Origin of the sequence: Acinetobacter lwoffii (assembly GCF_052078135.1) — a bacterium.
In the GTDB taxonomy this organism is placed as follows: Bacteria; Pseudomonadota; Gammaproteobacteria; order Pseudomonadales; family Moraxellaceae; genus Acinetobacter; species Acinetobacter lwoffii_Z.
In genome coordinates this window covers 1-8,351 of sequence record NZ_JBQGUZ010000045.1, presented here as the reverse complement: position 1 = coordinate 8,351, position 8,351 = coordinate 1, and the positions used below count along the sequence as shown (strand labels likewise).

At 38.9% G+C, this 8,351-nt stretch carries 8 protein-coding genes and 3 pseudogenes; 9 read left to right on the top strand and 2 right to left on the bottom strand.

What is annotated here, in order from left to right:
* Both ACTL4S_RS16085 and ACTL4S_RS16080 read left to right on the top strand, forming a co-directional pair.
* A pseudogene (locus ACTL4S_RS16085) lies at positions 1-95 on the top strand (IS5/IS1182 family transposase); the annotation flags it as partial.
* A gap of 337 nt (positions 96-432) precedes the next feature.
* A complete protein-coding gene (locus ACTL4S_RS16080) occupies positions 433-630 on the top strand; it encodes a hypothetical protein (RefSeq protein ID WP_086044977.1) in 198 nt (65 codons plus the stop codon).
* A 66-nt stretch (positions 631-696) separates the two neighbouring features.
* Here the strand turns inward: ACTL4S_RS16080 and ACTL4S_RS16075 are convergent, their stop codons facing one another.
* A complete protein-coding gene (locus tag ACTL4S_RS16075; protein WP_004282101.1) occupies positions 697-2,574 on the bottom strand; it encodes a potassium transporter Kup in 1,878 nt (625 codons plus the stop codon).
* A gap of 373 nt (positions 2,575-2,947) precedes the next feature.
* Positions 2,948-3,025, bottom strand: a pseudogene (locus ACTL4S_RS16070) (plasmid replication DNA-binding protein); the annotation flags it as partial.
* 238 nt (positions 3,026-3,263) lie between these two features.
* Between ACTL4S_RS16070 and arsC the strand changes: the two are divergent.
* The 7 genes and pseudogenes from arsC to ACTL4S_RS16035 all read left to right on the top strand — a co-directional run.
* Positions 3,264-3,692, top strand: coding sequence for an arsenate reductase (glutaredoxin) (gene arsC / locus ACTL4S_RS16065; RefSeq protein ID WP_004733243.1), 429 nt, complete (start codon positions 3,264-3,266; stop codon positions 3,690-3,692).
* Positions 3,693-3,736: 44 nt separating this feature from the next.
* Positions 3,737-4,060 (top strand): metalloregulator ArsR/SmtB family transcription factor, encoded by a 324-nt coding sequence (locus ACTL4S_RS16060; protein ID WP_004644742.1) that lies wholly within the window; start codon positions 3,737-3,739, stop codon positions 4,058-4,060.
* Between the two features lie 4 nt (positions 4,061-4,064).
* A complete protein-coding gene (locus ACTL4S_RS16055) occupies positions 4,065-4,538 on the top strand; it encodes an arsenate reductase ArsC (RefSeq protein WP_004644741.1) in 474 nt (157 codons plus the stop codon).
* A 5-nt stretch (positions 4,539-4,543) separates the two neighbouring features.
* Positions 4,544-5,584 carry an ACR3 family arsenite efflux transporter gene (arsB, locus tag ACTL4S_RS16050; protein WP_004644740.1) on the top strand — a complete coding sequence of 347 codons (1,041 nt, stop codon included), beginning with the start codon at positions 4,544-4,546 and terminating at the stop codon, positions 5,582-5,584.
* A gap of 4 nt (positions 5,585-5,588) precedes the next feature.
* On the top strand, positions 5,589-6,293 hold the full coding sequence (gene arsH, locus ACTL4S_RS16045; protein WP_004644739.1) for an arsenical resistance protein ArsH: 705 nt from the start codon (positions 5,589-5,591) through the stop codon (positions 6,291-6,293).
* Positions 6,294-6,311: 18 nt separating this feature from the next.
* A complete protein-coding gene (gene trxB / locus ACTL4S_RS16040) occupies positions 6,312-7,262 on the top strand; it encodes a thioredoxin-disulfide reductase (RefSeq protein ID WP_004644738.1) in 951 nt (316 codons plus the stop codon).
* Between the two features lie 96 nt (positions 7,263-7,358).
* Positions 7,359-8,240, top strand: a pseudogene (locus tag ACTL4S_RS16035) (ArsO family NAD(P)H-dependent flavin-containing monooxygenase); the annotation flags it as partial.
* Between the last annotated feature and the right edge of the window lie 111 nt (positions 8,241-8,351).

The window sequence follows — 8,351 nt, the reverse complement described above, 5'->3', positions numbered from 1 at the left end:
TCGATATGACAAGCTCAAAAGAAATTATCAAAGTTCTGTTGCTTTAGCCTGTATATTTTTATGGCTACCTTTATAGGGTTAATTATGAACAGTAAATGTCAACAGACCCTACTTTTTAAACAAATTTATTGGCAAGAACTATCAAAACCGCTCATAAAAAAGCCGACTTGTTTCAAAATCGACTTTTTGCTGATTTCTTGGTCATGACTAAATTTTTAAATAATTGATATTTAAACTAATATACAAGTGTACTTCGTATAACCGCCATTATGTTAAATGGAACCTTCTTTAGTTGAATATTCATACTTTCAATGGAGCAAAACTTGCAGAATCTTGTCTAATTTGTAATCCTTGCAGCCAAGGGTGTCTAGCTGAGCTAAGGCAGGTATTTGTTGTAGTCGGGCCGCTATAATATTGATAAAGAGCGCCTGTATGTTTAATTTCAAGATTTTTAATAAAGTCTCTACGGAAGTGTTGACGATAAAAAATGACCTTCAGCTTAATTCTGAAATTCAACTTATAACAAAATATAAGACCTCTACTTCTGAAGATTATAAAAAAGCAATTATTTTGATCTTTAAAGAACGTGGTTATTTAGCTTTAGAGATTGGTCAACTATTGGAAAATTAAAGTAAAAGATTTATTCTGATCAGATAGGCACCCTTATTTAAAGGTGCCTATTCATTTTAGAAATTCTTAAATTTCAATCTGACTACCTAGCTCTACCACCCGGTTAGAAGGGATTTTATAAAAATCACTGACAGGGCTGGTATTTTTTTGCATTGCGACAAATAACTTTTCACGCCATGTAGACATCTTGCTGGACAGACTTGGAATTAATCTTTCTCTAGAAACAAAGAAGCTGATATTCATTAAGTCATACTCAAGATCCAGTACTGAAAAAGCTTGTTTCAATGAATGAGGCACATTAGGCTCTTCTTTAAATCCATAATGGATCGTTATTCTGAAAAAACCATTCTCTAGTACTTCAGTAACGATTCGCTTAGCTTCATCAACATACGGGATTTCAGAAGTCTTGATTGTCACCAAAAAATTACGTTCATGCAGAACTTTATTATGCTTTAGATTATGTAAAAGCGCATGGGGTACGACTTGAGGCGTTCCAGTTAAAAATACGGCATTTCCACTCACTTTCTGACCTGTCTGTTCAAGGTGCTCAAGAAACACATTCAGTGGAAGCGTGTCCTTCTGCAGTTTGTCCTGAAGAATCTCTCTGCCTTTTTTCCAGGTCATCATGAGGGTAAAAACAATAACCGCAATAACGACTGGTACCCAGCCTCCAATCAGGACTTTTAATAGGTTTGAACTCAGCAAAACCAGATCAATAAAGGCGAATGGAATAATGAACAGTAAGACTTTCCATGTTTTCCATTTCCAGTAACTATAAGCCAGAAAAGCTACTAACAGTGTGTCACAGAACATGGTCACAGTGACGGCCAGACCATAAGCACCTGCCAACTTGCTGCTACTTTCAAATATTAAGATCAAGATGGTGATAGAGATAAACAGGAGCCAGTTCAGTAATGGAATATAAATTTGTCCAATTTCCGAAGCGGAGGTATGTAAAACTGTAAGCCTAGGTAGATATCCCAACTGTATTGCCTGTTTAGCCATTGAGAATACCCCACTGATTAAAGCCTGTGAGGCAATCACTGCAGCTGCAGTAGCCAGAATAATCATAGGATATAGAAGGGCTGAAGGCAGAAGCAGGTAAAAAGGATTGGTGATAGCCGAAGGATCTCTTAACAGTAATGCTCCTTGTCCAGCATAATTCAGCATCAGACATGGCAGTACAATTAAAAACCAGCCTAACTTGATCGGTAAAATACCAAAATGTCCCATATCCGCATATAAGGCTTCACCACCTGTTACTGTTAAAACCACAGCTCCCATCACAAAAAATGAAATAAGAGGATTGTTAATAACGAATAAAAAAGCCCAGTGTGGGCTGAATAATGCAAGAACAAATGGACTTTGAATAATACTCATAATGCCAATGGCACCAATAGATAGGAACCATAACAGGGTAATAGGACCAAAAAACTTCCCCATCATTGCAGTCCCATGTTTTTGAACGGCAAAGAGAGCTATAAGAATTCCAATACTGATTGGAATAATGAAGCGATCAAATGACGGGGCAGCAACAGAAAGTCCCTCAACTGCAGATAAAACAGAAATAGCAGGGGTGATGATACCGTCACCGAAGAATAAGGATGCTCCAATGAAACCTAAGATAATGATTGCCAATCTTTTTCCACGGGACAATCCTTTTTGCCTAAGGTTTAAGGCGAGTAATGCCATGATACCCCCTTCACCATTGTTATCAGCTCTCATGATCACCAAAACATATTTAAGCGAAACAATTAAGGTAATGGTCCAAAAGATTAAAGAGAGAATTCCCAGGATATTAAGTTCATTAATAGGTAGCCCGCGTGTCGCATGAAAGCTTTCTTTTAATGCATATAATGGACTCGTTCCTATATCGCCGAATACTACTCCTAGTGCAGCCAGTGTTAATGCTGGTACTGCCGGCTTACTCACATTATTTTGCATATATTTGATTTACAAAATTGGGGAGCCTCGAATTTTATCATCTGGCTTCTCATGAAATTGCCTTGTACATAAAAACCCATACTTTCTTAGAGTGTTATAGTTTTTCTAGCTAAGCCTGCACTATATAGGTGCTATTTCACTTATAAGTAATCCAAAAATATATAATTCTTTAATAGATAATTTTAAGTTTTTTCTAAAATTAACATAATACACCTTATACGAAATGCGGTATAATTCTCTTGAAAATTCAAAGCTGTAGTTTCTTTTTTGCCCAACCTCCCCAAGGTGGGCTTTTTTTATGATTTTTCACGTTCCACGCTTATTATTTAATCAAAGTTTCACGACTTTATTCATATGAGTTAAACAATCGTGGTTAATCATAGGGTCTAAAAAAACGGCTCCAAAAGCCTCTTTTTTCGGATTCTGGTTGTTCAGGGGTAGCAATCTGTTTAGGTGAACCGTACTGGGTTTATTGGAGACAAGTTTTAAATCTAATTTATGTAACTATAGAGTATACTCTAAATTTACATATTTAAATAACGAGTTTTTTCTCACTCATAAGAATTTGCAAGAATATATATACATTTATTGACATTAAGTAATTTAAATAAAATCAATATACGTATTTGCATATATGTGGAAATACATATATAAATATATCTGAGTTTCTAATAGCAGAGTCAGTCAAAATGTTCTCGACCATAAAGATTTATCACAATCCTGAGTGTGGTACATCAAGGAATACCTTAGCTTTAATTCAAAATGCAGGAATTGAACCAATCGTTATTGAATATCTAATTACCCCACCTTCGAAAGCAGAATTAATTGAACTTATTCGTAGTGCTGGTTTAAGTGTTAGAGAAGCAATTCGTAAAAATGTACCTCCATATTCTGATTTAGAAATTGTTCGGGAAGATTGGTCTGATGAACAGCTTTTAAATTTTATGCTTCAACATCCTATTTTGATTAACCGCCCATTCGTTGTTACGGATTTAGGTACACGTTTGTGTCGTCCTTCTGAAGTTGTTTTGGATATTCTCCCGTTTCCTCAGAAAGGCGCATTTAGCAAAGAAGATGGTGAAAAAATTATTGATGAAAATGGCCAAAGAATTAAATAGCACTTTCTCATCTCTTAAATGGAAAGAATGTGAAGGAGACTTATATGGATCAAGTTAATTTTTTTAAATGCTTATCAGATGAAACACGTCTCAATATAGTGACATTAATTGTTGAAAATAAAGAACTATGTGTATGTGATTTGACTGAAAAACTACAACTCAGTCAACCTAAAATTTCAAGACATTTAGCCCTTTTACGTGCTTCAGGGCTACTTCAAGATCGCAGACAAGGCCAATGGGTTTACTACAGTATCAATCCAAAATTGGCCAACTGGTGTTATGAAATTTTAGATATTTTGAAGACGGTTCAATCTCAATCAAAGCTGGATGATCAACACCCCCTTTCTGTAAATAGTTATTGTGAGTAATTCAATGAAATTTTTATTTTTATGTACTGGAAATAGCTGCCGTAGCATTTTGTCTGAAGTTTTGTTTAATAGCCGAGCACCAGAAGGTTGGAAAGCCTATAGTGCTGGGAGTAAGCCTTCAGGTCAAGTTCACCCGCTAACTTTAGAAACCCTTGAAAACTTAGGATTATCTACCGAAGGTTTATGGAGTAAAACGATTAATGATTGTGAACAATATCAACCTGATGTTGTGATCACAGTATGTGATTCTGCTGCTCAAGAAGCATGTCCACTTTATTTGGGTGGAGCAATCAAGGCACATTGGGGCTTGGCTGATCCTTCACACTTAGACGTGAATAAAGAAGAAAAAATAAAAGCCTTTATGAGCACTGTTGAACATATCAATCGTCGCTTAGATGCTTTATTTAAACTTAATGTAGATAAACTATCTCGCTCAGAATTGATTGCAGCAATTAATCAAATTTCGAACGTTGAGTAAGTGAAATGTCTGAAAAACGCTTATCTTTTTTAGATCGCAACCTGACGCTATGGATTTTTATTGCCATGGCCTTAGGCATTGCCATCGGAAACTTCTTTCCTCAGGCTTCTGTCGCACTCGATAAATTAAGCATTGATTCAGTGAATATTCCAATCGCGATTGGTCTTATTCTAATGATGTATCCACCACTGGCAAAAGTGAACTATGCGACTTTGCCACAAGTGTTTAAGGATAAGAAAACCCTTACTTTATCCTTAGTACAAAACTGGCTGATCGCGCCAGTACTCATGTTTGCCCTGGCAATCATATTTTTACATAGTTATCCAGAATATATGACCGGTGTCATCCTGATTGGTCTTGCTCGATGTATTGCCATGGTTCTGGTGTGGAATGGCTTGGCCTGTGGTGATAATCAATATGTTGCAGCATTAGTTGCCTTTAACAGCATCTTCCAGATTCTATTTTTCAGTACCTATGCCTGGTTATTCCTGACCTTCCTTCCACCCTATTTTGGTGTCGCTTCGCAGGTCATTAATGTCGATTTCTGGACCATCACCCATGCTGTTCTGGTTTATCTTGGTATTCCGTTCTTATTAGGTTTCTTAACGCGATGGATTTTGGTGAAACAGAAAGGCGTGGAATGGTATGAAACCAAGTTCATTCCGAAAATCAGTCCGCTGAGTTTAATGGCTTTGCTGTTCACCATTCTGGCCATGTTTAGCCTAAAAGGCGGTGATGTCGTGAGTCTTCCGCTTGAAGTTTTACGCATCGCGATTCCTTTAACCATTTACTTCGTTTTAATGTTCTTCATCAGCTTCTTTATGAGTAAATGGATGGGCAATGACTATCCTAAGACCACAGCAATTGCATTTACCGCAGCGGGGAATAATTTTGAATTATCACTTGCAGTAGCGATTGCAACTTTTGGTATCGCTTCGCCTGTTGCTTTTACCACGATTATTGGCCCACTGGTCGAAGTTCCTGTGTTGATTGCCTTGGTGAGTGTTTCACTCTGGCTGAGAAAGAAAGTTTTTAAAGAGGCCTAACTCTATGAATCTCCCAAATGTAGATCTAAATCTTCTTGAGCAACCCACCTTTGAAAAAGTTCAAGCCAAAGAACTTGCTCATCCTCCGCGAATTTTGCTGCTGTATGGCTCTAATCGAGAACGTTCTTACAGTCGCCTTGCAGTTCTTGAAGCCGGTCGAATCCTTGAGCATTTTGGGGCGGAAATAAAAATCTTTCATCCTAAAGGGCTTCCTTTACCAGAAGATGCGGATACTGAGCATCCAAAAGTAAAAGAACTGCATGAGCTTTTAGCATGGTCAGAAGGCATGGTCTGGTGTTCACCTGAACGCCATGGTTCTATGAGTTCAATCTTTAAATCTCAAATCGACTGGATTCCACTGGCAGGAGGGGCAATCCGTGCAACCCAAGGTAAAACTCTTGCCTTGATGCAAGTCAGTGGCGGATCACAGTCATTTAACAGCCTGAACCAGATGCGTATTTTGGGGCGGTGGATGCGGATGATCACCATTCCAAATCAGTCTTCAGTTCCAAAAGCTTTTTTGGAGTTTGAAGAAGATGGGCGAATGAAACCTTCGGCTTTCTATGACCGGATTGTGGATGTGATGGAAGAGTTATTTAAGTTCACCCTACTGACTCGTGGACAAAGCAAATACCTGACAGATCGTTATTCAGAACGTAAGGAATCAGCTGAAGAATTATCTAAACGTGTCAATCAGCGCAGTTTGTAAACTGCTAGGTGATCTTAAATGCAAAAGAGACATTCTAAATTAATCATTCTTGGCTCAGGTCCTGCGGGTTACAGCGCTGCGGTATATGCAGCACGGGCTAATCTTAAACCCACTTTAGTTGCAGGCTTACAACTCGGTGGTCAATTAACCACGACCACTGAAGTCGATAACTGGCCGGGTGATCCAGAAGGTTTAACAGGCCCCGCACTCATGGAACGTATGCAAGCGCATACGGAACGTTTTGGCACCGAAATCGTCTATGACCATATCAGTGAAGTGGATTTAAGCGTTCGTCCATTCGTGCTGAAAGGCGATATGGAAGAATTCACCTGTGATGCCCTGATTATTGCCACAGGTGCAACGGCACAATACTTAGGTCTTGAGTCTGAAGCTAAATTCATGGGGCAAGGTGTAAGTGCCTGTGCAACTTGTGACGGTTTCTTCTATAAGAACCAGAAGGTGATGGTTGTAGGCGGTGGTAACACTGCGGTTGAAGAGGCGCTTTACCTGTCTAATATTACAGCTCACGTGACTTTAGTGCATCGCCGAGCTTCATTGCGTTCTGAAAAAATTCTACAAGACCATCTTTTTGCAAAACAGAAAGAAGGCAAAATTAGCATTCTTTGGAACAATCAAGTGGATGAAGTGTTAGGCGATAACACCGGAGTAACTGGAGTGCGTTTAAAATCCACTGTAGATGGATCAAAGCAAGATATTGAGGTACAGGGTTTATTCGTGGCAATTGGTCACAAACCAAATACTGAGATGTTTTCAGCGCAACTTGAGTTACGTGATGGCTATATTCAGATCCAAAGCGGAACAGCGGGGAATGCCACTGCTACTTCAGTGCCAGGTGTATTCGCTGCCGGTGATGTGGCTGATTCAGTTTATCGCCAAGCGATTACTTCAGCAGGCTCTGGTTGTATGGCTGCATTAGATGCTGAAAAATATCTTGATAGTTTAAGTTGATTTTGATGTTGTCATAAAAATATAGTGAATATTGTAAAAGCCCAGTCTTCAGGATTGGGTTTTTATATTAAAGAAAAAATAAAAGGGGAAAAGGCTTTGAATCAGAAACAGACGGAAACTGATGTCATCATTATCGGTGGTGGACAGGCAGCTTTATCTACAGCTTATTTTTTAAGGCGAAAAAAAATACCATTTATTATTTTAGATGATCAAAATCAAGCAGGTGGAGCCTGGTTACATGCTTGGAATTCTTTGCGTCTGTTTTCACCGAATAGCTGGAGTTCCTTACCTGGTTGGGTTATGCCGAATACAGAACAAACGTATCCGACCAAGAAAGAAGTTATTGAATACTTGCAGCAATATGAGCAGCGTTATCAATTTCCGATTATTCGTCCTGTATATGTTGATCACGTCAAAAGCGAAAGAGAAGTATTGAGTGTGCATGCAGGTGAACAGATATGGAGAGCCAAGGCTGTAATCAGTGCAACGGGCACCTGGAGTCATCCTTATATCCCATCTTACCCTGGCCAAGAAAATTTCAAAGGTCTGCAATTACACTCCGCCCATTATCAAAATGCAGAACTTTTTAAAGATAAGCACGTAATGATAGTCGGTGGTGGAAATTCTGGAGCACAAATTTTGGCTGAAGTTTCCCAAGTGGCAGACACTCTTTGGATCACGCCAACACCTCCTCAATTTTTAGCAGATGATGTTGATGGCCGTGTACTGTTTTTACGTGCGACAGAGCGTTTAAAGGCACAATTAGAAGGCCGTACAATAGATCAGCCTGTTGGCGGTCTGGGTGATATTGTCATGATTGATTCAGTCAAAGATGCACGTGCACGAGGAGTTTTACATAGTGAGCGCCCATTTTCGGCTTTTACAGAAAATGGCGTGATTTGGGAAGATGGATCTTTTCAACAGGTTAATGCAGTGATTTGGTGTACTGGATTTAAAGCAACTTTAAGCCATTTAAAGGGCACTGTTGCAAATAGAGATTTGAGTCGATGAAGTTCCCTTTAAAAAGTGCTTAGAGACCGAAAACCCTGTTGATTAGACACACTTCACCCTGAGGCTGACCATAATAAA